This window comes from Acetobacter sp. (genome assembly GCF_052102375.1).
Lineage (GTDB): Bacteria > Pseudomonadota > Alphaproteobacteria > Acetobacterales > Acetobacteraceae > Acetobacter.
Genome location: NZ_JBQDXI010000020.1, coordinates 1 through 26,236, shown reverse-complemented (window position 1 = coordinate 26,236; position 26,236 = coordinate 1). Strand labels below are relative to the sequence as shown.

At 54.9% G+C, this 26,236-nt stretch carries 23 protein-coding genes; 8 read left to right on the top strand and 15 right to left on the bottom strand.

Going from position 1 to position 26,236, the window contains the following annotated elements:
* The first annotated feature begins 12 nt into the window (after positions 1 to 12).
* On the top strand, positions 13 to 1,668 hold the full coding sequence (locus ACTIDN_RS09550; RefSeq protein ID WP_441376854.1) for a fumarate hydratase: 1,656 nt from the start codon (positions 13 to 15) through the stop codon (positions 1,666 to 1,668).
* A 61-nt stretch (positions 1,669 to 1,729) separates the two neighbouring features.
* Positions 1,730 to 2,122 carry a VOC family protein gene (locus ACTIDN_RS09545; RefSeq protein ID WP_415508681.1) on the top strand — a complete coding sequence of 131 codons (393 nt, stop codon included), beginning with the start codon at positions 1,730 to 1,732 and terminating at the stop codon, positions 2,120 to 2,122.
* Positions 2,123 to 2,186: 64 nt separating this feature from the next.
* Here ACTIDN_RS09545 and ACTIDN_RS09540 read toward each other — a convergent pair whose 3' ends face one another.
* The 3 genes from ACTIDN_RS09540 to alr form a co-directional block, all read right to left on the bottom strand.
* The gene (locus ACTIDN_RS09540; RefSeq protein ID WP_441376853.1) at positions 2,187 to 3,767 is read right to left on the bottom strand and encodes a glucoamylase family protein; all 1,581 of its coding nucleotides are present in this window, start codon (positions 3,765 to 3,767) and stop codon (positions 2,187 to 2,189) included.
* Between the two features lie 195 nt (positions 3,768 to 3,962).
* Positions 3,963 to 5,222, bottom strand: a complete 1,260-nt coding sequence (locus tag ACTIDN_RS09535) for a D-amino acid dehydrogenase (protein ID WP_415508664.1) — start codon at positions 5,220 to 5,222, stop codon at positions 3,963 to 3,965.
* Positions 5,223 to 5,251: 29 nt separating this feature from the next.
* A complete protein-coding gene (gene alr / locus ACTIDN_RS09530) occupies positions 5,252 to 6,388 on the bottom strand; it encodes an alanine racemase (RefSeq protein WP_441376852.1) in 1,137 nt (378 codons plus the stop codon).
* Positions 6,389 to 6,524: 136 nt separating this feature from the next.
* Between alr and ACTIDN_RS09525 the strand changes: the two genes are divergently transcribed.
* The gene (locus ACTIDN_RS09525; RefSeq protein ID WP_441376851.1) at positions 6,525 to 7,004 is read left to right on the top strand and encodes an Lrp/AsnC family transcriptional regulator; all 480 of its coding nucleotides are present in this window, start codon (positions 6,525 to 6,527) and stop codon (positions 7,002 to 7,004) included.
* Between the two features lie 77 nt (positions 7,005 to 7,081).
* On the opposite strand, the gene rbfA is transcribed toward ACTIDN_RS09525, so the two are convergent.
* The 5 genes from rbfA to rimP are packed head-to-tail and all read right to left on the bottom strand — an operon-like array spanning position 7,082 to position 13,059.
* Positions 7,082 to 7,555 (bottom strand): 30S ribosome-binding factor RbfA, encoded by a 474-nt coding sequence (rbfA, locus tag ACTIDN_RS09520; protein ID WP_048837587.1) that lies wholly within the window; start codon positions 7,553 to 7,555, stop codon positions 7,082 to 7,084.
* Entirely contained in the window at positions 7,552 to 10,233 is a 2,682-nt protein-coding gene (gene infB / locus ACTIDN_RS09515) for a translation initiation factor IF-2 (RefSeq protein WP_415508668.1), read from the bottom strand. The genes rbfA and infB overlap by 4 nt, the downstream gene beginning before the upstream one ends.
* Complete coding sequence (locus ACTIDN_RS09510; RefSeq protein ID WP_441376850.1) at positions 10,230 to 10,886, bottom strand: RNA-binding protein; 657 nt, start codon at positions 10,884 to 10,886, stop codon at positions 10,230 to 10,232. The genes infB and ACTIDN_RS09510 overlap by 4 nt, the downstream gene beginning before the upstream one ends.
* Positions 10,887 to 10,911: 25 nt before the next feature.
* Positions 10,912 to 12,444: a transcription termination factor NusA gene (gene nusA, locus ACTIDN_RS09505; RefSeq protein ID WP_415508669.1), complete on the bottom strand. Its 1,533-nt coding sequence runs from the start codon at positions 12,442 to 12,444 to the stop codon at positions 10,912 to 10,914.
* 30 nt (positions 12,445 to 12,474) lie between these two features.
* Positions 12,475 to 13,059 carry a ribosome maturation factor RimP gene (gene rimP, locus ACTIDN_RS09500; protein WP_415508670.1) on the bottom strand — a complete coding sequence of 195 codons (585 nt, stop codon included), beginning with the start codon at positions 13,057 to 13,059 and terminating at the stop codon, positions 12,475 to 12,477.
* A gap of 225 nt (positions 13,060 to 13,284) precedes the next feature.
* Between rimP and ACTIDN_RS09495 the strand changes: the two genes are divergently transcribed.
* Genes ACTIDN_RS09495 through ACTIDN_RS09485 form a run of 3 tightly spaced genes read left to right on the top strand, consistent with a single transcriptional unit; the run spans position 13,285 to position 16,120 of the window.
* The gene (locus ACTIDN_RS09495; RefSeq protein ID WP_441376849.1) at positions 13,285 to 13,872 is read left to right on the top strand and encodes a hypothetical protein; all 588 of its coding nucleotides are present in this window, start codon (positions 13,285 to 13,287) and stop codon (positions 13,870 to 13,872) included.
* Positions 13,869 to 15,149 carry an AAA family ATPase gene (locus ACTIDN_RS09490; RefSeq protein ID WP_415508672.1) on the top strand — a complete coding sequence of 427 codons (1,281 nt, stop codon included), beginning with the start codon at positions 13,869 to 13,871 and terminating at the stop codon, positions 15,147 to 15,149. The genes ACTIDN_RS09495 and ACTIDN_RS09490 overlap by 4 nt, the downstream gene beginning before the upstream one ends.
* 11 nt (positions 15,150 to 15,160) lie before the next feature.
* A complete protein-coding gene (locus ACTIDN_RS09485) occupies positions 15,161 to 16,120 on the top strand; it encodes a hypothetical protein (RefSeq protein WP_415508673.1) in 960 nt (319 codons plus the stop codon).
* A gap of 39 nt (positions 16,121 to 16,159) precedes the next feature.
* On the opposite strand, the gene ACTIDN_RS09480 is transcribed toward ACTIDN_RS09485, so the two are convergent.
* From ACTIDN_RS09480 to acnA, 4 genes are all read right to left on the bottom strand, one after another.
* Positions 16,160 to 17,062 (bottom strand): LysR family transcriptional regulator, encoded by a 903-nt coding sequence (locus ACTIDN_RS09480; RefSeq protein WP_048837595.1) that lies wholly within the window; start codon positions 17,060 to 17,062, stop codon positions 16,160 to 16,162.
* 205 nt (positions 17,063 to 17,267) lie between these two features.
* On the bottom strand, positions 17,268 to 18,746 hold the full coding sequence (locus tag ACTIDN_RS09475) for an ABC transporter substrate-binding protein/permease (RefSeq protein WP_441376867.1): 1,479 nt from the start codon (positions 18,744 to 18,746) through the stop codon (positions 17,268 to 17,270).
* A gap of 68 nt (positions 18,747 to 18,814) precedes the next feature.
* Positions 18,815 to 19,558: an amino acid ABC transporter ATP-binding protein gene (locus tag ACTIDN_RS09470; RefSeq protein ID WP_048837596.1), complete on the bottom strand. Its 744-nt coding sequence runs from the start codon at positions 19,556 to 19,558 to the stop codon at positions 18,815 to 18,817.
* An 85-nt stretch (positions 19,559 to 19,643) separates the two neighbouring features.
* On the bottom strand, positions 19,644 to 22,337 hold the full coding sequence (gene acnA, locus ACTIDN_RS09465; RefSeq protein WP_441376848.1) for an aconitate hydratase AcnA: 2,694 nt from the start codon (positions 22,335 to 22,337) through the stop codon (positions 19,644 to 19,646).
* 282 nt (positions 22,338 to 22,619) lie between these two features.
* On the opposite strand from acnA, the gene ccmA reads away from it, so the two are divergent.
* Together ccmA and ccmB are read left to right on the top strand one after the other, a co-directional pair.
* On the top strand, positions 22,620 to 23,315 hold the full coding sequence (ccmA, locus tag ACTIDN_RS09460) for a heme ABC exporter ATP-binding protein CcmA (RefSeq protein ID WP_441376847.1): 696 nt from the start codon (positions 22,620 to 22,622) through the stop codon (positions 23,313 to 23,315).
* The gene (ccmB, locus tag ACTIDN_RS09455) at positions 23,312 to 23,980 is read left to right on the top strand and encodes a heme exporter protein CcmB (protein ID WP_415508676.1); all 669 of its coding nucleotides are present in this window, start codon (positions 23,312 to 23,314) and stop codon (positions 23,978 to 23,980) included. Before ccmA ends, ccmB begins: the two co-directional genes overlap by 4 nt.
* A 32-nt stretch (positions 23,981 to 24,012) precedes the next feature.
* On the opposite strand, the gene ACTIDN_RS09450 is transcribed toward ccmB, so the two are convergent.
* The 3 genes from ACTIDN_RS09450 to ACTIDN_RS09440 form a co-directional block, all read right to left on the bottom strand.
* Positions 24,013 to 25,059 (bottom strand): aldo/keto reductase, encoded by a 1,047-nt coding sequence (locus tag ACTIDN_RS09450; RefSeq protein ID WP_441376846.1) that lies wholly within the window; start codon positions 25,057 to 25,059, stop codon positions 24,013 to 24,015.
* A 388-nt stretch (positions 25,060 to 25,447) separates the two neighbouring features.
* Positions 25,448 to 25,828, bottom strand: coding sequence for an aspartate/glutamate racemase family protein (locus ACTIDN_RS09445; protein WP_441376866.1), 381 nt, complete (start codon positions 25,826 to 25,828; stop codon positions 25,448 to 25,450).
* A gap of 28 nt (positions 25,829 to 25,856) precedes the next feature.
* Positions 25,857 to 26,141 (bottom strand): aspartate/glutamate racemase family protein, encoded by a 285-nt coding sequence (locus tag ACTIDN_RS09440; RefSeq protein WP_441376845.1) that lies wholly within the window; start codon positions 26,139 to 26,141, stop codon positions 25,857 to 25,859.
* Positions 26,142 to 26,236: the final 95 nt, after the last annotated feature.

Sequence of the window (26,236 nt, the reverse complement as noted above, 5' to 3'; positions counted from 1 at the left end):
GATGATGCACACATGAACAGCCAGCCCCCCCGCCCGCCTGTGCCTGCTTTTACCTACACGCCAGTTTTCCCGCTGGGAGAAGACACAACTACCTACCGCAAGGTGGATATTGAGGGCGTGAGCACATCGCACTTCGGTGGCAAAACCGTTTTGCACATTACGCCAGAAGCCCTGACAGAATTCACTGCGCAGGCGTTCCATGAGGTGGCGCACTATCTGCGTCCCAAGCATCTGGAACAGCTTGCCCGCATTCTCAAAGACCCAGAAGCTTCGGACAACGACCGCTTTGTAGCGCTAGACCTGCTCAAAAATGCGTGTATTGCGGCAGGGGGCGTGCTGCCCATGTGTCAGGATACCGGCACCGCCATTGTGTTTGGCAAAAAAGGCCAGCGCGTATGGGTGGAAGGGGACGAGGAAGTCGCCTTCTCCAAAGGTGTGTACGAAACCTACACCCGCACCAATTTGCGCTATTCGCAAATGGCACCGCTGAGCATGTTTGAAGAAAAGAACACCGGCACCAACCTGCCAGTACAATGCGATATTTTTGCAAGCCCTGCCACGCATCATGATGAACAGTTTGACCTGATGTTTGTGGCCAAGGGCGGTGGCTCTGCCAACAAAACCTTCCTGTTTCAGGAAACCCGCGCCCTGCTGGGGTCTGAACAGAAGTTGCTTGACTGGCTGGACGTAAAAATCAAGACACTCGGCACCTCAGCCTGCCCGCCTTACCATCTGGCCATTGTCGTTGGCGGCATGTCAGCCGAACAAACGCTAAAAACGGTCAAGCTGGCCTCTACCCACTGGTATGATAGCCTGCCAACCAGCGGCAGCCCGACCGGCCACGCCTTCCGTGATGTAGAAATGGAACAGAAAATTCTGGGCCTAACCCGCAAACTGGGTATTGGCGCACAGTTTGGTGGCAAATATTTCTGTCACGATGTGCGCGTTATTCGCCTGCCGCGCCACGGAGCCTCTCTGCCGGTGGGCATGGGAGTATCCTGCTCGGCTGACAGGCAGATCAAGGCCCGCATTACAGCAGATGGCTTCTTTTTAGAACAATTGGAGCATGACCCTGCACGCTTCCTGCCCGAAACCACGGACGAGCATCTGGACGGCGAGGCCGTGCAGATCAACCTCAACCGTCCGATGGATGAGATCCGCAAGGAGCTGTCTCGCTATCCTGTTAAAACCCGTCTGGCGCTGACCGGCACCGTTGTTGTTGCGCGTGATATTGCCCACGCCAAGTTCAAGGAACGGTTGGACCGGGGTGAAGGTCTGCCACAATACCTGAAAGACCATCCGGTTTATTATGCAGGCCCGGCCAAAACCCCGGAAGGCATGCCCACCGGCTCTTTTGGCCCGACCACCGCAGGCCGTATGGATTCCTACGTTGCTGAGCTTCAGGCCAACGGCGGGTCCTTTATCATGCTTGCCAAAGGCAACCGCTCCAAAGCCGTGAAGGATGCCTGCCAGACCTATGGCGGTTTTTACCTTGGCTCCGTTGGTGGCCCGGCAGCACGGTTGGCTCAGGACTGCATCCGCAAGGTAGAGGTGCTGGAATATCCTGAACTTGGTATGGAAGCCGTGTGGAAAATTGAGGTTGAGAACTTTCCTGCGTTTATTGTTATCGACGACAAGGGCAATGACTTCTACGCTGAATTAAGCTGAACCCGTCAGCAGCCTGACCGGGCTTATGCCCGGCAGGCCAACCAGAGGAGCCGTGCTGTTCATGCGCTTTACCGTTGACCGGATGGACCATGCTGTCCTGACCGTTAGGGACGTTGATATTTCCGCCTCTTGGTACCAGCGTGTGCTGGGCATGGAGCGCGAGGAATACGGGCGCAACAACCGCACCGCCCTACGTTTTGGGGGCCAGAAGCTTAACCTGCGCCCGCAGGATGCCTCCGGCTGGGATACAGCCGTACACGCCCTGCCCGGCGGCAATGACCTGTGTTTTGTCACGGCCGTCACCAGTGATGACGTGGTGGAACATTTAAAAAAATGTGGTGTCTCTCTGGTAGAAGGACCAGTCGCGCGCTTGGGCGCACTCGGCCCGATTACATCAGTCTATTGCCATGACCCTGACCAGAACCTGATAGAAATAGCGTCCTACCAAGGATAAGAAAAAAGGCCTGCCCGGCACTAAAACCCGGCAGGCCTTTTTCTTTTATGCTGCGCCCCTCAGCCTATCCGGCCTGATGGGCATCAGCAGCCTTATCAGTTGGGGCCGCAATTGGTGTGGCTGCCGCGGGGCCATTTCCCAGCCACCCGCCACGGAACCCTGCCCGCTCCAACCCATTCCGAATAGAGGCATTACGTTTCATGACAGACCAGACAAACCCGCTGCGTCTGTTTTCCAGCATAAGCAGGATTGGTCCCTGATCTATCCCCAGATACGCTGTGTCTGACCAGAGTTTCTGGTTGTTATGGTGGAAACTTGGGTTGAACGCATCCACAAACCCATATTGCCCGTAAATGCTTTTCCCATACCGACGCTTCATTTCCTTAAGGGCGGGAATTGCAATTTCCGGCGCAAACGCAACGGCGCCACCAGCTGCTGTTGGGGCAATGGTCCCGTCATCCTGCGTATAGTCACGACCAGCGCCACGTGCAGCATAAGAGAGGAAGTGGCGGGTTATGCCATTCTGCACTTCTGTCAGCTCGCCCGGCCCGTCACTGGCTGTCAGACCCCACACCTCTGGCCCGTAATCCTGCCATTTACCGGGATTGGCAATGGCGTAAGAGCGCTGCGCATACACCGCGCGGCGGCTATTTTCGAAATAATCAATGCCCTTTTCGCGGTTCCAGTCATCCTGAATACCCCGAAAATCAATCCATGAATGGCTGTATTGATGGCCAAACAAGGGTGCAAAATTCAGGAGGGTCTGACCATAGTACTCGCCCCACCGTTTATCGTTTGTGGTCAGCCACGCCTGCCAGGACGCGGGTTGCAGCGGATGTTTGGTTGAACCAAGGCCCAGAACATAGGCCATCATGCCCTCACTATAGCCTTCCCAGTAATTAGGAAGAAGCTGGTGCTCAGGAGACCACCCCATGCTCAGCCTCTGGTCTGGCCGACGCAACCAAGGCCAGTCCACATCCTGATACAGCGTGTTGGCCAGTGTGCGTATTTCACGCTCCTGCGCCGTATCTGCCGTATAATAGCTTTCCGTGAACAAGATACCCTGCATAAGCAAAGCCGTATCAATGCTGGACAGTTCAATATCCTTATTAAACCGCAGGCCCGTATTACGATCAAGGAAATGATAAAAGAAGCCGTGATATCCTGAAGCTTTGTCAGGCGTATCATTCTGCGGCAAACTGCTAAGATAACGCAGAGTGGTCAGTGTGCGCTCAACAGCCTGTGCATGGGTAATGTATCCGCGCTCAGCGCCTATGCCATAGGCTGTCAAACCAAAGCCAATGGATGCCACGCTGGCCTGCGTCTGGTCCGAGGGATAGCGGTCTGGCACCAAGCCTGTACGCGGGTCTCCTGCCTCCCAGAACCATTGAAATGTGCGGTGTTCCAGATCATCCAACAAAGCCATGTCAGACGATGTCAGAGCAAACTCATTTGCTGCTTTAACAACTGCATGGGGCTGCGGGGCGCTCTGTGGGGCTGTGGTTGCATGAGCATTCCCCACAACACCTGCCGCTAAAGCTGAAACAGCTACAAAAGAGCAACCAACACCCAAAGCCGAACCATAAAAACGCTGCCACAAACTATGAGACAGAACAGAGTGACTAAAGAAGCGCTGTTTTATCATATCGTGTGCCGCGTGCCTTTTCCTGAATGTCAGACCGTTCTTTCAGTCATAACATCATCATGCAAAGGAGGCATATCCATGACAGAGCGATAACCCTGTCAGGATACTGTTGTGCCGGTGCGCCTACACAAAACCAGTTACAGACACTGTGCCCACTTGGTTTTGCAGGCTCCAGCCACGGTAAAACGCCAGATATCAGGCGCGTGTGTACCGGAACACATTAAGATCTTCATAGGCAATATCAGGCTTTTTTCCAGACATAATGTCCGCCAGAACCCGGCCGGATCCACACGCCATCGTCCAACCCAGCGTACCATGACCCGTATTTAAAAACAGATTTTCAAGCTTTGTACGCCCGATAATAGGGGTGCCATCGGGGGTCATGGGCCGTAAACCCGTCCAGAATGTTGCGCCGGGCACATCGCAGCAATTCGGAAATAAATCTGTTACAGAGTGCTCAAGCGTATCACGCCGGGGTTTGCGCAACCGTTTGCTGAACCCTGCCAACTCCGCAGTACCCCCAACACGCACACGGTCACCAAGGCGGGTAATACCAATCTTGAAGGTTTCGTCCATAACGGTGGAGACTGGAGCACGGTCAGCATCCGTAATAGCAGCGGTCAAGGAATAGCCTTTTACCGGATAGATTGGCAGGTCCATTCCCAACGGTCGCGCCAGTTCAGGCGAGAAACTTCCCAAAGACAGCACGTAAGAGTCTGCTGTCATGACGCCACGGCTGGTTTCTACCGCCGTTACACGTCCCGTATCAGACAAAATTTGCTTTATTTTGGTATTATACAGGAACGTCACCCCTTCCTGTTCCGCCATAGCAGCCAGACGCTGCGTAAACAGGAAAGCATCCCCGGTTTCGTCACCGGGCAGGCGCAGACCGCCAACAATTTTCTGGGCAGCATCGGCCAGACCCGGCTCCGCCTTGATACAACCTTCACGGTCCAGCACCTCGTACGGCACCTGATATTGCTTCAGCACAGCAATATCCAACGCGGCACCGTCAAGCTGCTTTTGTGTACGGAAAACCTGCAATGTGCCCTGCTGGCGGTCATCATAATGGATGCCCACCTCTTTGCGTAAATCGCACATAACATCGCGGCTATATTCTGCCAGCCGCACCATACGGCCCTTGTTACGGTCATAGGCTGGAGTGGTGCAGTTTTCCAGCATCTGCATCAGCCATTTCCACAAATGTGGGTCTGGCATAGGCCAGAATACAAATGGCCTATGCGCCATTGACAGCCATTTTATGGCCTTAAGCGGCACACCCGGTCCGGCCCATGGCGCAGAATACCCCGGAGATACCTGCCCGGCATTGGCAAAGCTGGTTTCCATACCCGCTGCGGGCTGACGATCAATAACTGTCACCTCGTGTCCGGCTTTTGCCAGATACCAAGCAGACGTAACCCCAACAACACCACCACCAAGAACAAGAACTTTCATGCCTGTAGCGCCTATTTTATAATTATTAATCAGGAGATGGACGGTGTGTTCTGATAAACACGATGGTAGCGCCGCCCAAGGGAAGTCAGAACTTCGTACCCTATTGTGCCTTCTGCTGCGGCAACGTCATCCACGCCATACTGCTCGTTCAGCAGATCTACCAGCGTGTCTGCTCCCAGTGCGTCCTCAGAAAGAGCCGAGACATCAACTGTCATGGAATCCATTGAAATACGGCCAAGTATGGGCAGCCTGTGGCCCTTGAACCACGCACATCCGGTTGCAGCCCCTTGGCGCGCAAAACCATCTGCGTAGCCAGTGGCTAGTGTAGCAATCCGACACGGCCCCTCTGCCTGCCAACTCAGCCCATACCCTACGCGGTCCCTTTTTGAGAGGGTGCGTGTTTGCAGAACATGCGCCTGCAACCGCACAACAGGTCTGAGCGGGTTGGGCTGGTTCTGGTTAGGGGCAACGCCGTAAAGTGCAGCGCCAGGCCGTACCAGATTACGATGAAAAGCGTCCCCTATAAAAATACCAGAAGAGGCTGCAAGGCTCAGTGGGGCTTTGGGCAAAAGCGCAGCATAGGCTGTAAGACGTTCAAGCTGCTGGACATTGGCTTCATTATCCGGCGTGTCCGCACAGGCCAGATGGCTCATGATGAGCGAGAGCGAAATACCGTCAAGCAAACTTGGTTTTTCAGCCAGCAGTGCCACATCCTGCCCTGACAACCCGAAACGGGACATACCCGTATCCAGCTGTAAAACGGCATCCTGCCTCTGACCCGTCTGCTGCGCAAAAGCTTGAAGCTGCGCCACCTGCTCTAAAGAATTCAGTACAGGGCGCAAGCCCGCCGCCACACAGTCTTTCAATGCATGAGGCCGCGCACCATGCAAAACGGTAATCCGCACATGCGGAGAGACAAACGCTTTAAGCGCGAGTCCTTCATCAACATGGGCCACAAAAAATTCGCGTGCACCGGCTTGCTCAAGCACTGGGGCAACTTGTGCAGCCCCAAGGCCGTAAGCGTCTGCCTTCACCACCGCAGCACAGGTTGCGTTGCCCACTTTTTCCGCCAGAAACCGATAATTTGCAGCAATGGCTGCAAGATCAACTGTCAGGACAGCACCCGCTCTGGAGGCAGGCCACGATGCGGCAATGGATGAAGACATAAACGGTGCACTCACACTGTTTCGATTTAAAAACTTTAGCAGGAATAGTATGGCATATCCTGCCCATTTATCGCATAATCATGCACTATAAGGAAAATTTTTCGCATATTATGCGTAAAACGCCGAAAGTCACCTCATGATCTTCGACCGGGTTACAGACGCCATCATCCGCCATCTTCAGCACGATGGACGCATGAGCAATGCAGAGCTGGCCCAGAAGGTGGGTCTTTCCCCTTCCGCCTGTTTGCGGCGCGTCAAGCTGTTGGAAAAAAACGGAATTATTCAAGGTTATCGGGCGGTTGTAGACCGCAACGCAACCCGCGCCATGGCTACCGTAATTATCCAGATTACCGTGGAAAGACAGACAGAAGACTGCCTCCGCCGCTTTGAAAGCAGGGTTCGTGAGTGCCCGGACGTGAAAGAATGCTACCTGATGACAGGGGATGCAGACTACCTGCTGCGTGTTGAAGCGCAGGATATGTCAGATTATGAGCGCATTCATAAAGAAGAACTGTCCCGACTACCCGGTGTTGTACGTATCCAGAGTAATTTTGCCATTCGCCCCGTCGTGGCAGGTTGGAAAGGCACCATGACTCAGCCGCCGCGCGACTCATAAAAAAAAGCGGCTGATACGGCAGCATTATGCGCCATATCAGCCGCTTTATTCTAGGCTAGCTTTGAGAATAACCCCGCTTAGTGCTCGGAGTCGTCCTCAGCCTTGTTCTCTTCTGCCTCAAGATCTCTCTTCACGTCGGGAGACTTGAGAAGCGTATCCATATACATGGCATAATCAAGCGCTGTATCTGGCTGGAAATGCAGCTCTGGCGCTACGCGCAACCGCAGTTTATGCGACATTTGCGTCCGCAACCACGGCGCAACACGCTTCAAGCCGGGAAGAAGAACTTCAATATCACTCCGCCCCAACCGCGCGACGAAAACCGTGGCGTGTTTGAAGTCTGGTGAAAGCCGTACTTCTGTCACGGTAACACGTGCATCTGCCAGTTCCGGATCGCGAAAGGTGGTACGGGCAAACAACTCTGCCAGAACCCGCCTTACTTCTTCTCCAACCCGAAGCTGGCGCTGAGACGGCCCTGATGGTGAAAGACCGGCGAGATATCCCGCCGGTCCATTCAGTGCTGCCTTGCCTGATCCGTTGCGGCGGCTCATGCAGGCACCAGTTCACTTTCGAAGCACTCAACCACGTCGCCTTCGCGCAGGTCATTATACCCTGCAAAGGAAAGACCACATTCGTAGCCTTTAGCCACTTCTTTGACATCGTCTTTGAAGCGTTTGAGCTGGCTGAGGTCACCTTCGTGAATAACCACACCGTCACGCAGCAAGCGCACACCACAGCCGCGTTTGACAACGCCTTCCGTAATGTAGCAACCGGCCACTTTGCCAACCTTGGTGATGTTGAAAACCTGACGGATTTCTGCGTAACCAAGGAACTTTTCGCGGTGCTTCGGCGCAATCTTGCCACGGACAAGCTGCTCTACATCGTCCGTTACCTGATAGATAATGGAGTAGTAGCGAATTTCCACACCTTCGCGCTGGGCAAGGGTGCGGGCCTGAGCTGTTGCACGCACGTTAAAGGCGATGATGAGGGCATCAGATGCCTTGGCAAACTGCACATCACTTTCTGTGATCTGGCCTACCGTGGCGTTCAGAACGCGCACACCAACTTCTTCATGTGCCAGCTTGAGCACAGAGGCCTGCAATGCTTCTGCAGAACCCTGAACGTCAGCTTTGATAAGAACAGCAACTTCTTTCTGCACACCAGCCTGAATACGGGCCAGCATCTGGTCCAGCGTACCACGTGCAGCAACCTGCCCGGCAACCTGATGTTCTTTCAGCTTACGCTGACGGAACTCAGAAATTTCACGGGCGCGGTTTTCGTTCTCAACCACAACAAACGGTGCACCAGCAGAGGGCACGCCTGTAAGGCCAAGAATTTCCACCGGCATGGAAGGCGTTGCTTCTTCAACCTGACGGGCACGGTCATCAACCAGCGCACGAACACGGCCCCATTCAGCACCGGCAACAACAATGTCACCTTTACGCAGGGTCCCTTTCTGCACCAGTACAGACGCCACAGAACCACGACCGCGGTCCAGACGGCTTTCGATCACAGCACCTTCGGCAGAACGATCCGGGTTTGACTTCAGGTCCAGAATTTCAGCCTGAAGCAGGATTGCTTCTTCAAGCTTGTCGAGGCCTTCGCGTTTCTTTGCAGACACTTCAATGTCCTGCACGTCACCGCTCAGGGATTCCACAACAATATCGTGGCTCAACAGGTCCTGACGAACACGGTCCGGATTTGCACCAGGTTTGTCGATCTTGTTGATGGCAACAATAATCGGCGCATTAGCAGCCTTGGCATGCTTAATGGCTTCAATTGTCTGCGGCATGACGCCGTCATCAGCAGCAACAACCAGCACCACCACGTCTGTAATAGACGCGCCACGCGCACGCATGGACGTGAAGGCTTCATGTCCCGGCGTATCAAGGAAGGTGATTTTGGCACCAGAAGCCAGTGTTACCTGATAGGCACCAATATGCTGGGTAATACCACCGGCTTCGCCTGCTGCCACGTCTGTGGTGCGCAGTGCGTCAAGCAGAGAGGTTTTACCATGGTCAACATGTCCCATGATGGTAACAACGGGTGGCCGTGGCAGCAGTTCTTCGGGCTGATCTTCCACACCTTCAATGCCAAGCTCAACGTCACTTTCAGCAACACGGCGCACACGGTGGCCGAATTCTTCAATGATCAGTTCAGCCGTATCAGCATCAATGGTCTGAGTAACCGTTGCCATGACACCGTTTTTCATCAGTGCCTTGATAACTTCACCCTGACGGGCCGCCATACGGTTTGCCAGTTCCTGCACCGTGATGGTTTCAGGCAGGACCACATCACGCACAACGCGGACCTGATCAGCACGCAGGCGTTCAAGCTCAGCCTGACGACGTTCACGCTCACGCTGGCGACGGACAGAAGCGAGTGAACGCGTCTTGTCGTCATCACCTTCAATGGCGGCCTGCACGTCAATACGGCCTGTACGACGTCCACCACCATCAGCCTTGCGAGACCCGGCGTTTTTACGCGGGGGCACACCACTGTTGCCACCTGGGCGGCGAGCCGGACCACTGCTGCGACGCGGTTCATCTTCACCCTCTGCACCACGGCCACGCAGACGCAGAGTCTGGGCAGCGGCAGGTTCAGCGGCAGCAGCTTTAGGCTGCGGGCGTGGCGCTGCTGGCTTAAGGGGTTTGGCAGGCATGATAGCGCGTTCGGCCAGAGGCGTAAGGCGGCTAACAGGCGGTGCCAGCGTCACTTCACCAGGAATCGGCACGGAAGAAACAACCGGACCTTTTGATTCGATTGGCTTTATAGCGTCGATACGTTCTTTACGCTCAGCTTCATCTGCTGCAACTTTAGCTGCAGCAGCTTCTTCAGCGGCACGCTTTTCGTCTTCTTCACGACGGCGGGCTTCTTCAGCGGCGGAAAGAATTTGAATCTTTTCCTGCTCGCGCCGTTCAGCTTCACGCAGTTCGGCTTCTTCAGCCGCTTTTTTCTGTTCCTGCAGCACGCGCTGGCGAATTGCCAGCTCAGCAGCCGTCAGGGTGCGACCGCCCCCTGCACGTCCACCAGCGCCACGGCCATTTGCTCCACCGCCAGCGCCAGGGCCACGCTTTTTGCGCACCTCAACCTGCACGACCTTGGAGCGGCCATGGCTGAAACTCTGCCGCACGGACCCGGCATCAACCGTCCGTCCGACGTCCGTACGTCCTGCCGGCCGTAGGGACAAACGCCCCTTGCCCTGATCCTGATCCTTGCCTTCGCTCATTGACCCGCCTGTTCAAACCCATCCGCCGGAAAGGTCCGACGAACCCGAGAGCCACCTTGGGCAACCCCCGAAAAACGCTCATTCTCGCAGCACAGGCGGGAGGCCAGACCTCCTGGTACCAATGCTACGTTTACAACACGCTCCCGCCCAAAAACCTTTGACAGATCTTGAGCTGAAAGCACCTCAATCACAGGTAAATTCCTGGCACCCGACACCAGCCGGCCCAGCTCATCCCCGCTTCCATCCGATGCGTGAATGATAACAGCAGCCTGACGCCGCGTTACCAGTTCCCGCACCTTCATAAAACCGCTTACGGACTGCCCGGCACGCCGTGCCAGCCCTAAAACGTCTATCATGCGCCGGTGCAGACCGGCTTCTATCTGGGAGACCAGATCATCCGGCACCTGTACCTGACAGCGTGCAGCCCGCGCAAACACTCCGCGCGTGCGGGCCTGTTCTATCACATCCCGCTGGGCACTCAACCATATTCCCCGTCCGGGAAGTTTTGCATCCAGATCAGGGACAATAACAGAGGATGGTGATACCACGAAACGAACCATTTCAGTAGGCCTACCCTGCTGCCGTGTCACGGCACAACGCCGCTGGGGGCCTTTTTCATCGGTATCTGTTTCTGGCAAAAATTCACTATCCACTGTTCATCAGGCCTTTAAACTGGCCTTATTCTCCTTCCTTGGGGGAAGACTGACCCTCTTCGCCGTCAAACCAGTGAGCACGTGCTGCCATGATGATTTCATTGGCGGCATCTTCCTCAATGGCATCGGTGCCAAGAATCTCAACCAGCTCATCGCCAGCCAGATCTGCAAGGTCGTCCAGAGTTTTTACACCCTTTTCACCCAAAGTCACAAGCATCTGGTTGGTAAATACGCCCATGTCTGCAATGTCGTCAGACACGCCCAGCTCACAGCGCTTGGTATTCAGGTTTTCTTCCTGCTTCACCAAATAGGCTTCAGCGCGCTGTACCAGCTCACTTACCACCGATTCGTCAAATCCTTCAATACCAATCAGCTCATCGGGGTCTGCGTAAGCCAATTCCTCGACGGAATGGAAGCCTTCTGTCACCAGCAGGCTTGCAATAACATCATCAACGTCAAGTGCTTCAACAAACAGGTTGGTACGGCGGCGGAATTCTTCCTGACGGCGCTCGGATTCTTCCGCTTCCGTCAGAATATCAATATCCCAGCGCGTCAACTGGCTAGCCAGACGCACATTCTGCCCACGGCGGCCAATAGCAAGGGAAAGCTGCTCGTCAGGTACAACCACTTCCACGCGGCCAGCTTCTTCGTCCATCACAACCTTGCTGACTTCAGCAGGAGCCAGAGCGTTCACAACAAAGGTTGCTGCCTGTGGGCTCCAGGGAATGATGTCGATTTTCTCGCCCTGCAATTCTGCCACAACGGCCTGCACGCGGGAGCCGCGCATACCAACGCACGCCCCTACAGGGTCAATGGAGGCATCACGGGACACAACAGCCATTTTTGCACGGGACCCGGGGTCACGCGCCACAGCCTTGATTTCGATAATGCCATCATAAATTTCAGGCACTTCCTGCGCAAACAGCTTAGCCAAGAAGGCCGGATGCGTGCGGGACAGGAAGATCTGCGGGCCGCGCGGCTCGTCACGCACATCGTAGATGTAAGCGCGCACACGGTCAGAGTTACGGAAGGTCTCACGGGCAATCAGCTCATCGCGGCGCAGGAGCGCTTCGGTAGAGCCAATTTCAACCATAAGGTTACCGTACTCGGTCCGCTTGACGGTACCGTTTACAATCTCACCTACGCGATCTTTAAATTCGTTGTACTGGCGCTTGCGTTCATATTCACGCACGCGCTGCACAATAACCTGCTTGGCAGTCTGGGCCGCAATACGCCCGAAGTCGATTGGCGGCAGTGGGTCAACCAGATACTCGCCAGCCTTGATTTCGGGCTGGAACTTACGGGCGATTGCCAGAGGAATCTGAGTTTCCTCATTTTCCACAGCATCAACCACTTCCGTCCAGCGGGACAGGCGCACTTCGCCGCTGCGGCGGTCGATTGTAGCGCGAATATCCTTTTCATGCCCGTATTTGGCACGACCAGCCTTCTGGATGGCCTGCTCCATGGCTTCCAGCACTTCTTCGCGGTCGATTCCTTTCTCGCGCGAGACAGCGTCTGCAACCAGCAGCAGTTCAGGACGGGAAACAGAGGTATCCATACTCTCAGCTCTCCAAAGCAGGCGGCTTGATCAGTGTAACTTGCGCCCGGCGGGGTTTTCTGCCCCAGCCTTGCTCTCTTCATGTTCGCCCTCAGCGACAGGGCGGGGGCTTGGAGCACTCGCCTCTATCAGGGCATCTGTCAGCACCAGCCTTGCACGGCGGATTTCCGCCAGCGGCAAGACGGCCTCGGTCCCATCATCCAGCCGCATCCGGGCATTCTCGGTATCTGCGCCAAGCACAATACCGGCAAAGCGGCGGCGGCCATCAATGGGAACCAGAACTTCCGCCTTGGCCTGATGCCCGGCAAAGCGGTTCCAGTCTTTCGCACGGGTCAGGGGACGGTCTATCCCGGCTGAGGACACTTCAAGCGTCCACACACCAGGTATAGGGTCTTCCACATCAAGCACTGCGCCAACTGCACGGCTGATGCGTTCGCAGTCTTCTACACTGATGAGTGTTCCGTCTTTGCGGTCGGCCATGATCTGCACTGTCGGGCTTTCACGCCCCAGCACCGCCACGCGGACAATTTCATACCCCAGATCGTCCACGGTCGGGGCGATAAGGGCTATGAGCCGGGCCTCAAGGCCGGAATGAGCAGGCAGGTCAGCGTCCAATGCAAAAAAGGCGGCCCGTCAAGGCCACCCCCCAATTTTCTTATACGATGAAAGGATGATGTCTCATGTAGGATATACAGCACCGTGCTGCAAGACTTGAAACTGACCGCCTGTCTACTTTTATCCGATTCGTGAAAAAGAAATTACTTTATCATCCGTCATTTCAAGGCTTCTTTGCTGTTTCATGTCTTGCGCGCCCCTACCTGATATGCCTGACTGGACTCCATGAGCACACAGCCCGATCCTGCCTACAAGGCCGAGCTAGAAGAAGAGAACAAACCTTCTCATTTTCGCACGGCCTGTATCATTTTGGCCACCTGCACACTGCTGGCAGGTGCCGGAGTCCATTTTTCCGGCATTGGCGGAAAGTCCTCTGCCATTCCCGCCGCAGGATCAACACAGGGTGCTGACAGCACCGAGCAACGGATTGGGGTGCAGATGTCCCTGATCGCTCCGGAAAAAGCGGCGGAAGCCCTAGCCTCTTCCGGCTATTCCGAGAAAGAGCAGGCCGATATTCTGGCAGGCATAAAGCGCCGAGACCTCCGGCTGGTTGCCATGCCCGTCTTTGATGCGACCGGGGCCGGCGGGACCGTGACAATAGCCTGCGGAACAACACACCGCACCGTTAGCCTGACACCCACTCCTCAGGTTCTGGTTTTACCCATTACGGTAGCCGGAAATGTTGATATGGTGCCGGTGTCAGACCCGGGGGTAACGGGGATTGGTGCTGGTGTTGTCACCATGTTTGGCCCGGAAGCATTGCCAGTAATGCATCAGGGCGACTCTCTTGGTCTGACGGTGATTGCACAATGAAGGGTCTTCTTCCTGCCCTTAACCGGCTGATGCCGCTGATGATGGTGGTCTTTCTGGTGCTGGCCAGCATCCAGATGGCTATCAGCCTCCATCTTTCCTTAGGGTCACTGACGCATTTCATGGAATGGTGCGCACCCGCTTGGCCTGTTATTGCCGGACTGAGCGGCCTGCTCACCATTGGTGGCCTTCTTTTTGAAACACGCGCCGAGCGGCTTGCACGCAAAGGCTTACTACGCCGACGGGGGTGGATCATGGACGTTCTTGCCAGACTGACAAACCGCAATGCGCTGGAAGAAATGCTGGCGCGTGAACAGCGCGAAACAACAATCGATGCCGAGGAACTGGCCGCCAACCTGCGGGCCCGCGTTATTGGCCAGGACCAAGTGTGCGAAGATATTGCCATGCAGCTCCGCCGCCGTCTGGCCCTTCAGGTACGCGGCAAGCCTGTCGGGATCTTCCTGCTGGCTGGCCCGCCCGGCACCGGCAAGACCTATCTGGCCAAACAGATGGCCCGCCAGCTTGAACGCCCCCTGCTGCACTTTGACATGACGCAGATGAGCAGCCCGCATGCAGCAACCCAGCTTTTTGGCTCTCCCAAAGGTTATGTAGGGTCAGATACCTACGGCAAGCTGACGGGCGGCCTTAAAGAGAAGCCCGATGCCGTTGTGCTGCTGGACGAAATTGAAAAGGCGCACCCGGATGTCTTCAAGAAATTTCTGACCGCGTGGAACGATGGCCACGTAACCGAAGCCTCCACCGGCCAGCAGATTTCCACCGTACGCGCCATTTTTGTGCTGACCTCCAACATTGCCACAGAAGCGCTCACAGAAATTGCTGACCGCCTGCATGATGATCCTGACAGAATGCGCGCCGAGTCGGTTGAAGCCTTGCGCCAAGCTGGTTTTGCACCGGAAGTGCTGAACCGTCTGGACCGCATTTTTGTGTTCCGCGCTCTCAAGGGGCTGGATATTGCCCGCGTTTCTGCCCTTGAAATTGAGGCCATGATTGAAAGCTACGGCCTGAAGGTGGAAACCGGCGGTATTGATCCGGCCTTGCTGATTGATGTGATGCGCCGCCAGAGCCGCATGGGTGATGGTGCCTCGGCCCGCGACCTTGTCCGCTCCATTGAAGACATGATCAGTGAATCTCTGATTATTGCGCGACAGCAGGGTGCAACCATGGTCCGCATTACCAAGGATGAAGACGGGAATATTGCCGCCAAGGCCACTGATACCACCAGTGATGGTAACAGCCTTCATGCCCGCCTGACACCCTGAGGCCGCACAGCATGTCAGCTTTTACCCGCCTGTGGAGTCGTGCCCCGCTGTGGCGCACAACTTTGATCATGACTGGTGCCTGTGGTGTCTTCTCGCTCTTTTTCCCGGCACCTTGGCTTGGCAGAACCGTGCCCTATTATCAGACGGTTACAGACAAGTTAGGCCACCTGCTGGGCCGCGAAACACCAGCCCAGCAAGCCGCAAAAGAAGCAAGCCAAGGGCGACGGATGGTGTCTCAACCACCGTTGGATGCCCAGTTTGAAGGGGTAATTCCGTTTGCGGGGCGTCAACTTGCGCTCCCTGCCGGACGCTGGCACCCGGTCCTGAATTATCAGGACGACATTGCCCATGGTGAGGTGCTGACCTCTATTTTCGTGCGTTCCCAGCAGGGTACTGTTACCGGCTTTATCATTGCGCAGGCCACCACACAGTCCATTCCTGCCGCTGATACACAGCTGTTGCAGGATATGTGCCATAACGGCTTCAACTTTACATCTGGTGACTTGCCGCAGGATGGCAGTAAGACAGAATGCTGGCTCACCGCCCCCATTCATGTTGCCAATGGCCAGTTCATCACATCGAACGAGCCACTACAGGCTTTGGTCAGCAGTCCGCTCTTTATTCCACCAGCACTTCAGCGTCTGGGCCTTCTGGGGTTCAATCTGCCGCCTGTTCTGGTTGATGCGGGATGGACACATATTGAGAAAAGTAAATCTGGCACCGGTGTGGACTTTGCAACCATCCATACTTTTGTCAGCCCCGTACCAGCCGGGCAACACGCTGTACCCGGCTCCCCTGAAGATTGGTCACGTGCTGGCATGAATGACACACCAGACGTAGCCAGCTTTGTACAGCGGACGGATACGTGGCTTAAAGGATGGCTACCTATACTGCGCAAAGGCTATGCTGGCACATTGGAGGTTGGCACCCTGCCCTTGCAGAGCACTGCTGACCCCGGCTTTCATGGCTGAGAAACTTACCCGGCAGCTCAAAAGGCTGCCGGTCGCGTTTTAGCCGATATCATCCCGTAAAACATCGGACGATACATCAATTAGGAAATCCAGCACGGTGCGCGTCCGCAAGGGAAGCGTGCGTGGGCCAGTATGTACGGCGTAGAATGGTAGCACCGGAATATTCCAGTCAGAAAACAGCCTGACCAGCTTGCCTGCCTTAACGTCTTCCCGCACCAGAAACTCCGGCAGCAAACCAATGCCTATATCTGCCGACACAGCATAATAAACAGCTTCACTGCTATTGGCCCGGAAAACTGTAGACGGTGCGATAACGCTTTCTTCTTCCTCACGGTAGAAGTTCCAGTCGTGGCGGCCACCACCGTAGTTGTAAACAATAGCCGGATATTCGGGCAGTTCCTGCGGATGATCTGGTGTGCCACACCGCTTCAGGCAACCGGGGGATGCCACCAGCCACTTGCGTACGCCCCCAAGCTTACGGGCAATCAGGGAGCCTTCTGCAATATCCCCAACACGGACGGCCAGATCCAGCCCTTCCTCAACCAGATCCCCGAACGTGTCACGCATGACCAGTTCTACGGACAGGTCGGGATGGCGTTCCAGCAGTTCACCAAGGCGTTTGGTGAGGTACAACCCAAATGCCGTGGTCACCCCCAGCCGCACCAGCCCGGAAATGGAGGCACGCCTGCGCCCCAGCACGGTTTCTGCTGTTTCCAGAATTTCCAGCACTTCATAGGCGTGCGGCAGAAGGCTTCTGCCATCTTCCGTCATCATGAGGCTACGGGTTGTTCTGGCAAACAGCGTGGTGCCGTAATGCGCTTCTAGCAGCGCGATGTGCCGAGAGATGGTGGGTTGGCTAACACCAGTCTCACGCGAGACAGCGGAGAACGAGCCTGTGGCCGCCACGCGGACAAAGCTGTGTAAGGCAGAAAGAAGGTCCATCGGTTCCGGAACGGCTATAGTGAGGGCAAAAAAGGCTCTTTTTTCTAGTGTGCAGGGTGCAACTTAAAAAAGACAATTTCAAATGACCGTTGCAGCCACTCAACGGTATGTGACGCAAGCTGGTACCGCAGACAACTGACAGGAACAGTGCTCCGCCATGCCGTGCGTGCATCCAACGCACAAGCATGACAGAGCAGTCAGCCCCCTATTTCCGGCGTGTATGGGGCTGTGCCAGCTTTTTTTCTGCAATCCGAGCTAGCCTGACAAAGGGCAGGCCAAGCAGAAGATAGGCTCCCCCCACCATCAATCCGGTTCCAAAATAATCAAAATAGGTTGACGACAGACGAATATAAGTCTGGGTCAGTTCTGTCAGAGTAATAACACTGACCAGAGACGAATCTTTCAGCAGTGAAATAAAGTCATTGGTCATGACAGGCATAACCAACCGGAAGGCCTGTGGCACCACCACATAACGCAAGGCCTGAACATGGGTCATGTTCAAGGCCAGAGCCGCTTCCATCTGCCCGCGAGCAACAGACTGAAGCCCTGCCCGGTAGTTTTCAGCTTCATAGGCCGCGTAGTTCAGGCCAAGACCAATCACACCGGCCAAAAACGGACTGAGGTTAATACCAAACTGCGGCAAACCATAGAAAATAAGCAGAATCTGGATCAACAAGGGGGTGCCGCGCACCACTTCAACATACAACGCCGCAACAGCGGCCAGCTTCTGTGGCCCGTACAACCGTACCAGAGCTAAAGTCAGCCCAAGAGCGACAGCCAGAACCATGGCACAGAGCGAGACCAGAAGAGTCAGCACCGCGCCTTTAGCCAATAGCGGCAAAAACCCGACATAACGCCAGAAACGGGCCTGCCAGCTGGACGCACCTTGCAACGCATCCGTATAATGCTGCCATTCTGTTGGCGCGATATCTGGCTGCGTCTTGTCTTTGGTAAAGGCCGCCATTTCTGGCGTCCACAGGTTCCAGCGGGCCAGAACTGCGTGCAGGCTGCCATCCTGAATCATTGCGGCCAGAGCGGTATCGACCTTCTGCCGCAACTCTGCGCTTTTCCCTTTGGCAAAGGCTATGCCGTAGGACACCCGGCCAATCGGGTCGCCCACGACCTCAAGCGCTGGGTTGGTTGCGCCGTAATACTGGGCAATGGGACCATCAAGCAGCACGGCATCCGTGCGGCCATTCACCAGATCCATGAAGACATTGGTTTCTTCTTCATAGGTCCGCACCCGTACCTCTGGGTAGTCCGCCAGAATACGCTCTGCCTGTGTGGCCTTGATGGTCCCAACCGTATGGCCCTTAAGGTCCGTAACCCCCTCAAAAACCGGGCCACCACGCCGCACGACAATCCGTTCAGATGTCACATAATAGGGCGTGCTGAAATCCACCCCCTCCGTATGTTCCGGGGTAATTTCAATGCCGCAGATCACCATTTCATACAGGTTGCGCTGAAGGCCGGGAATCAGCCCATCCCAGTCATTCTGCACAAACTGCATGGGCGTATTCAAATGCCGCCCCAGTTCCTGCATCAGATCATATTCAAATCCGGTCAGGCGGGATTGATCTTTCAGGTCATGAAAGGTGTAGGGCACATCTGCCGAGGCATCGGCTGCCCACCGCAGGGGCGTTTGTGCCTGTGCCACCGGCCCTGTCAGCCCGGACATCACCATGGCCAGCACTGCCAGAAACAGTACCCGTGCCCTAACAAAACGCGCCACGGAGCGCCGCAGGCCGTGCTTCACAAAACTGTCCTTAAAAAACGCCGTGTCCGGTCATCTGCCGGATTGACACACAGGGTTTCCGGTGGCCCGGATTCAATAATATGGCCGCCATCCATGTAAACGATGTGGTCTGATGCCACCTGAGCAAACCGCATATCGTGCGTCACCACAATCTGGGTCATGCCCTCATCATCCAGCTTGCGCATAACGCCCAGTACTTCCTCAGCCACAATGGGGTCGAGGGCAGATGTGGGCTCATCGTAAAGCATAATCTCGGGGCGCATGGCCAGAGCACGCGCAATAGCCGCACGCTGCTGCTGCCCACCAGAAAGCGATGCCGGATAGCGTTGCGCAACACGCCCAAGGCCAACTTTTTCCAGCAGGGCCATAGCCTCATCCCGCTCGGTCTGGCTGTTATCGCGTTTGACCACACGGGGGCCAAGCAACACGTTATCCAGCACAGTCAGGTGTGGGAACAGGTTAAAGCTCTGAAACACCATCCCTACATGGGTGCGCAGTTTGTGCGCCATGTGCTCGTCAGCCTTACGCCACGGGCCACCTTGACGATCAATGGTCACACCCATGGCAGTAATGGTGCCACGGTCAGGAATTTCAAGAAAATTCATGCAGCGCAAAAAGGTGGATTTACCACACCCGGATGGGCCGATGATGGATATGAGTTCACCCTTGCGTACTTCCAGAGACACGCCACTCAGAATGGCGCCGTCTCCAAAACTTTTGTGCACATTCAGTGCACTCAGTACCACTGGGTCTTCTTCTACAGAAAAAGCCGACCCGGTGTTTACCGGGTCGGCGCTGTCATGTTCAGTCAGAACAGAACGGTTTTCAGGCAGCTTTAGTCATCCCGCGCAAGACATATTGGAGGATGCCACCATGCCGGTAATATTCCACTTCGTCCAGTGTATCGACACGGCACAGAAGGGGAACATCCTGCGTAGAACCGTCATGACGCGTAATTGTCATAATCACATCCATACGCGGCGTGATCGTCTCCAGCCCCTTGATGGTGATGGTTTCATCCCCTCGCAGGTTCAGGGTTTTGCGAGTTGTTCCGTCCTTGAACAGTAAGGGAAGAACACCCATGCCAACCAGATTGGAGCGGTGAATACGCTCAAAGCTTTCCGCAACCACAGCTTTAATGCCCAGCAGCAGAGTGCCTTTGGCTGCCCAGTCACGGGAAGACCCCATGCCGTATTCCTTGCCGCCAAAGACAACAAGCGGCGTGCCTTCTTTCTGATACTGCATGGAGACATCGTAAATGAAGCCTTCCTTGCCATCCGGGTAGTGCTTGGACAGGCCACCTTCGGTGCCCGGCAGCATTTCGTTTTTAATACGGATATTGGCAAAAGTACCGCGCACCATAACGCGGTCATTCCCGCGACGTGAGCCGTAGGAGTTGAAGTCACGCGGTTCAACACCATTCTCGATCAGGTATCGCCCGGCTGGGGAGTCCTTCTTGATGGCACCTGCCGGTGAGATATGGTCGGTCGTGATGTTATCACCCAGAATAGCCAGAATACGGGCATTCTCAATGCCACCCCGTGGCGTGGGTTCGGGCGTAATATCCTTGAAGTAGGGCGGGTCCTGCACATACGTGGACTTGGGATCCCACTGATAGGTTTCAGAACCGGTTGCGACCTTGAGATCCTGCCACTCCTTCGTGCCCTTAGTCACGTGTTTGTAGCGTTTGATGAATTCCTCACGATTGATGGACGACCCCATAAGATCAGCAATTTCTTTATTGGAAGGCCAGATATCCTTCAAATAAACCGGCTTGCCGTCCTTGGAGGTGCCAATCGGGTCTTTGGTAATGTCCTGCCGCATGGTGCCAAGAATGGAGTAAGCCACCACCAGAGGTGGGCTAGCCAGATAGTTGGCCCGTACGTTGGGGGAAATACGTCCCTCAAAGTTACGGTTACCGGACAGTACGGACACAGCTACCAGATTGTTGTTTTCAATGGCATCCACAATATGGGGGGGCAGCGGGCCTGAGTTACCAATGCAGGTTGTGCACCCATAACCAACCGTGTTGAAGCCCAATGCATCCAGATCTTCAGACAGTTCGGAACGGTCAAGGTAATCTGTCACAACCTGAGAACCAGGGGCCAGAGATGTCTTGACCCAAGGCTTGGGCGCCAGACCAAAAGCACGCGCCTTGCGGGCCACAAGCCCTGCCGCAATCATGACAGCCGGGTTGGATGTGTTGGTGCAGGAGGTAATGGCCGCAATGACAATGTCACCCTGACCAATCTCGTAATTGGTCCCTGCAACCGGCACTTTTTTGTTGGCGTCGTTTGCTGGCACGCCAAGAGAGGATGTCAGCTCTTTTTCAAATTCGGTCTTGGCTGCGGTCAGAACAACGCGGTCCTGCGGGCGTTTCGGGCCGGAGATGGACGGAGCAACCGTGCTTAGATCCAACTCAAGCACATCCGTAAAGACAGGCTCCGGTGTATCAGACGTGCGGAACATATCCTGCGCACGCAGATACGCTTCCGTCAGCTTGATGCGGTGTTCGTCACGGCCCGTTTCCCGCAGAAAATCCAGCGTCAGCATATCAACGGGGAAGAACCCACAGGTTGCCCCATATTCCGGGGCCATGTTGGCGATAGTCGCGCGGTCAGCCACTGGCAGGTGGTCAAGGGCGGGGCCAAAGAATTCAACAAACTTGCCCACAACGCCCTTTTTACGGAGCATCTGGGTCACCGTCAGTACCAGATCCGTTGCGGTAGAGCCTTCGGGCAGTTTGCCGATAAGCTTGAAGCCGATGACGTCCGGAATAAGCATGGCAATCGGCTGGCCCAGCATGGCGGCTTCAGCCTCAATACCCCCAACACCCCACCCCAGAACGCCAAGACCGTTAATCATGGTGGTGTGGCTGTCTGTACCATACAGGGTGTCAGGATAGACGTAGTCTTTCCCCTCCACGTTGGCGGTCCAAGCAACCTGCGCGATATATTCGAGGTTCACCTGATGGCAGATACCGGTATCTGGCGGCACGACGGAGAAGTTTTCAAACGCCTCCTGCCCCCAGCGCAGGAAGGCATAACGCTCACCATTCCGCTCAAATTCCAGCGTGATATTTTGCTGTAGCGCATCGGCCGAACCGTACACATCCACCATCACAGAGTGGTCAATCACAAGGTTGACTGGCACCAGCGGGTTAACCTTTTGGGGATCACCTTTCAGCTTCACAATCCCGTCGCGCATGGCGGCAAGATCCACCACCGCCGGAACACCCGTAAAGTCCTGCATCAGGATGCGGGAGGGTTTGAAAGGAACTTCCTTGATGCTGCTGCCCTGTGGCAGCCAGCCTGCAATGGCCTTGGCATCATCAATGCTGTAGGAGCGCCCATCTTCAAAGCGCAGCACGTTTTCAAGAAGCACTTTCAGAGAAACCGGCAGACGACTGACATCGCCGATGGTTTTAGCTGCTTCAGGAATTGAAAAATAATGATAGGCCTTGCCGTCAACTTCAAGCGTGCGGCCTGTTTTGAGTGAATCGTGCCCAACCGTCTTCATATGCTCATCTCCCCGATCACAGCCCGTGGCTGGTGATGCGTTCCGGAAGCCGTCATACCGTTCGGTACCGCGCTAGGCGCTCACCCGGTCTGCCGGGTGTTCGGCTTGCTATCCCGTTGGTGCTAGAACATACCGGCACACTGATAAGGCACAAGCAGGGGCGCGACCACGAGAGCGAGAGGCCCCTGCTTTGGCGGGTTTTGACAGGTAACAATAAGGAGAACACCTATCTCCGGGTCTTCCTTCACACAGCATACGGCACCGCAGAACTACGCGCCGCCTATGCCAAAGTCCGACGGCATACCGTTGTTAGAGGCTGAATCTATTTGTGTTTTTCGGGGTGACCGCCTTGTCCTGAAAGACGTAAGCCTGAGCTTGCATGCCGGTGAGGCCATGTTGCTGACAGGCCCTAACGGGGCTGGCAAATCGACCCTCCTGAGAGTGATGGCTGGCCTGCGCAGAGCAGATGCCGGGACTTTTTTATGGAATGGCCTCCCTGTGCAGGACGATCCCGCTGCCCATTCCAACCGCGTGGCGTATCTGGGGCATCAGGATTCGCTCAAGCCAAGCCTGACGGTGAGAGAGAACCTGAACCTCTTTGCCATGGCCGGGCACCTGAGCCTGAGGGATGCGCTACAGGCGGTAGATCTGCTGCCCTTGGCAGACCTGCCTGCCCGTCTGCTCTCTGCTGGGCAAAAAAGACGTACAGCACTTGCCCGCGTCCTACTGGCCAATGCACAGCTCTGGCTTCTGGATGAACCCAGCCTTGGGCTGGATGCTCATGCCATTACGCTATTAGGCCATGCCATTGCCCACCACCGTGCTCAGGGGGGTGCTATTATTGCCACCACCCATGTGCCGCTCCCGCTGGAAGATGTGCAGCATTTGGCATTACCCGCTGCCCCGGACCAAGGAGAGGGCATCTGGGCCACTCTGGATGACGACCCATGGGGCGACCTGACAGGAGCCACAGCATGATCCGGCTATTCTGGGCCATTGTACGCCGTGACCTAAAACTGGCCTTGCGGCATGGCGCAGACACACTGGGCGCTGTGCTGTTTTTTATCCTGACCGGCACACTGTTCCCTCTGGCGTTAGGGCCATCGCCCGAGCTGTTACGCCACATGGCACCCGGCATTATCTGGGTTTGCGCGCTGCTCGCCGCCTTGCTTCCACTCGACCGCCTGTTTGGTGCCGAACTGGAAGATGGCTCGCTGGATCAACTTCTGCTTCTCGGCCTGCCACCCGCTTTGGTCGCACTGGCCAAAATGACAGCACATTGGCTCACGACAGGCCTGCCCTTGTTACTAGCGGCAGTCCCTCTGGCCACCATGTTGGGCCTGCCGGGAAGTAGCCTTCCTGTTTTGCTGGCTGGATTGCTGCTTGGCTCGCTTGTTCTGTCCCTGATTGGGGGGATGGGAGCATCCATCGTGCTGGGTGCACGGCGAGGTGGGGTCCTGCTACCCCTTCTGGTGTTACCGCTCATCACGCCTGCCCTCATTTTTGGGGCAGCAGCCATTGATGCCGCCAGCACCGGGCTGCCTTGGGCACCAGACCTCGAACTGCTGGGGGCCTTTGTTGCCGGTGCCTTGCCATTGTGCCCACTCGCGGCAGGCGCTGGGCTACGCGCTGCCGTGGAATAGTGGGGGAGCGTTATCTCTCCCCCACTCTTACCTTACGGTGCCGGGTTGGAATGCACCTGATGAATAGCATTCAGCTTCGCTTCAAGCTCAGGCGTTATGGCAACGTCTGATGCGCCCAAGAGCGTTGCCAACTGTTCCGCGCTGGTTGCGCCAATAATGTTGGACGTGACAAAAGGCCGAGATGTCACAAACGCAACGGCAAGCTGTATGGGGTCAAGCCCCTCCTCCCGCGCCAAGGCATGATAAGCCTTGATGGCGTCATCCACACCCGGCTTCTGATACCTCTGGCCACGGTCAAATAAAGTGGTCCGTGCACCAGCAGGGCGCGCACCATCAAGATATTTTCCGGTCAGATACCCTTGCGCCAAAGGAGAATAGGCCAGAAGGCCAACCTTCTCACGCAGGGCCATTTCTGCCAGCCCTATCTCAAACGTCCTGTTGATAAGATTATAGGCATTCTGGATAGAGACGACACGCGGTGCGCCGTCCTTGGCACACGCAAGACTTTTGGCCACACCCCATGCCGTCTCATTCGAAAGGCCGACATGCCGAATTTTACCTTCGGCTACCAGATCTCCCAGAACCCCCAATGTCTCTTCCAATGGCATTTCGTCTGCATCAGCAAGAGCTGTGAAGGTCGTCCCCCCTTCCCCAAACAAGCCGATTTTGCGGTCTGGCCAATGCAGTTGGTAAAGATCAAGATAATCTGTTCCCAGCCGCCGCAATGACCCTTCCAGCGCGTAACGGATTTGCCGGGGTGTCAGGCGTGCTTCTTCTCCGTCCGGCCTAAACCATGGTGACGCACTACGCCCCACCACTTTGCTTGCCAGAACAATCTGGTCACGGCTACCGCGTGCCTTGAGCCAGTTCCCAATAATAGTTTCTGTCGCACCATACGTTTCCGCACGCGGGGGAATTGAATACAGTTCAGCCGTATCAATAAAATTGATACCGTGTGCCAAAGCCATATCAAGCTGGGCATGCCCCTCTGCTTCGGTGTTCTGCTGGCCAAATGTCATGGTACCAAGGCAGATTTCACTGACCATAAGACCCGTGCGGCCTAGTTCTCGTTTTTGCATCAACACCACCTGAGGGATAAAAAATACTCTCGAAACAAGCGCATGCACAGCACAACGCCATACTCCAGCTTAAATATTGGAACAGCCTGCCATGCACGCAAGATAAATCACGTACATTTCTTATTTTTATAAAAATAAGAAATTATTTATCCAGTTTTATCCCATATAATATTTCTGAAAATATACCGTTATTATATTACCATCTGATAGATTCTAAACAAAAATAAAACTATAATTTAAATTGTTTTATTTTTAGTGCTGAGACAAAAACATAGCATCGTTTCAAACACTATCGGGCGTGGCTCTAAACCCAGATTGATATGATTTTTATTACCACCAAAATTGTTTATCGCCACGATCATTTTAACCACCCTTCTGCTGAAGGGCGTTACAACTCCATAGCACGGAGCAATGCTTCTGCATGAATTTCAAGCGTATCCAGACAGGGTATCGGAAGCGTAATACCGTCAAACAGCAGCGGCAATTCTGTACACCCAAGGACAATAGCATCTATACCAGACTCAATAGTCATTCTTTGAATAATATTCAAAAATTCAGCCTGTGTCTCTGGTTTGACTATACCGTGCTCAAGTTCAACTGAAATTTTTTCGGCTACAAAATCAAAGTCGGGTCCGGTCGGACTCACCACCTCTATTCCAATTTCCCTAAAAGGTTTTTTGAAGAAGTCTTCTTCCATAGTGAAGCGCGTACCCAACAACCCTAATTTTTTCAAATCCCGCTTTTTTGCTTCATCCCGCGTTGTTTCGATAATACTTACAAGAGGTACAGAAGAGTGCTTACGTTAAGGCATCAAAAACAATATGTGGCGTATTTCCGGTAAGAGACACAATCTCACAACCCGCTGCTATGAGAGTGTTAATGCCGCCCATGAGGTAGCGTGTTAACCCATCATAATCTCTATCAGAGCAGTATTTGAGAACACTGAAAACATTCAGGCTTTCTATCGTCAGATTAGGAAAAAACCCTTTGCCAACATGCTTATTGGCTCCATATACAATTTTCTTATAATAAATAAGTGTGGATTCTGGACCTGTTCCACCAATCAAACCAAGTTTTTTCATCTTTCTTCCCCCCAATATCCCAATTTCTAATAACTATAGAGTTGTTGATTTTCACTGAGAACTGACCCGGGTAGGGCGGAAATTTTCATCGAGAT